Genomic DNA, 591 nt, shown 5'->3' with positions numbered 1-591 from the left:
ATATAGTATTGATATCATCATAAGCTAGAGATAACATATCTAAGCTTGAATAAACTCTTCTTATACCTAATAAAGTATGAATACCAAAATTTTTATTAAGAAAATCATTTATATATATTAATTTATTTCATTATTTATTTTATGTCTTATAAATATCAATACTCAATTGTTTTAAGTTTAATAACTGATTTATTTTATTTTGCTTTATTTAATATTATTTTATTTATTATTAATAAACAAAATAGTATTATAAAAAATACATTACTTATCTTTATTTACTGTTACTTAATATTTGTTCTTATATTGTCTTTAATTAAAAAGGGGTGATTTATATTTTATTTAATAAAAAAACAAAAAGTATAATATCGTTTATAATTATAAACAGCCTACTTTGCAATTTTAGTTTTAATATAAAAACTATTAATGCTAAAACAAAATCACAAATTCAAAATGAAATAAATAAAAAACAAAAAGAACTAGAAAATAATAAAAAGAAAATCGTTATATTAGAAGATAAGAAAAAAGCTATAAATGAAGAAATACAAAAAACTCAATTAGAAATTAATAATTTAAATAATCAGATAAATAGTA

1 protein-coding gene is annotated in these 591 nt (G+C 15.9%); it reads left to right on the top strand.

Annotated features, from left to right (window positions below; translation table 11 throughout):
* Window positions 1-323: 323 nt before the first annotated feature.
* Window positions 324-591, top strand: a 268-nt coding sequence (locus N3D74_06700) for a hypothetical protein (protein MCX8095852.1), incomplete at its 3' end; no start/stop codon positions are given.

The sequence above is a fragment of the Caldisericia bacterium genome (genome assembly GCA_026414995.1).
Lineage (GTDB): Bacteria > Caldisericota > Caldisericia > B22-G15 > B22-G15 > JAAYUH01.
This window is presented reverse-complemented; position numbering and strand designations above follow the sequence as displayed.